This window comes from Streptococcus mitis (assembly GCF_905187495.1).
In the GTDB taxonomy this organism is placed as follows: domain Bacteria; phylum Bacillota; class Bacilli; order Lactobacillales; family Streptococcaceae; genus Streptococcus; species Streptococcus mitis_CU.
This window is the reverse complement of record NZ_CAJJIB010000125.1, coordinates 1-424: the sequence shown is the minus strand read 5'-3', so window position 1 is coordinate 424 and position 424 is coordinate 1. Positions and strand designations below refer to the sequence as shown.

At 39.6% G+C, this 424-nt stretch carries 1 pseudogene; it reads left to right on the top strand.

The features are described from left to right. Positions 1-120: 120 nt before the first annotated feature. Positions 121-424: pseudogene (gene tnpA, locus JQ843_RS05780) on the top strand (IS200/IS605 family transposase); the annotation flags it as partial.

Sequence of the window (424 nt, the reverse complement as noted above, 5' to 3'; positions counted from 1 at the left end):
TAGGTGCGAGACAAAAAAACCACCCGCTATGCGGGTGTGCGTCGAAGGTTATACCCCAAAAACTCCAAACGCGATACAATAAAGGTGTTCAAGCCAATTGTAAAGCGAAAGGAGAAAAATATGGCACAAAAGGCTCATAGTTTATCGCACACAAAGTGGCACTGTTCTATCACATTGTGTTCACCCCTAAGTATAGACGAAAAGTCATCTATAATCAATATCGAAGTAGTTTAGGCGAAATATTTCATCGTTTGTGTTGTTATAAAGGAGTTGAAATTATCGAGGGTCACTTAATGCCAGACCATGTACACATGTTAGTAAGTATTCCACCCAGGATAAGTGTTTCGAGTTTCATGGGTTATTTAAAAGGAAAAAGTGCACGCATGATGTTTGACAAACACGCCAATCTCAAGTACAAGTTTGG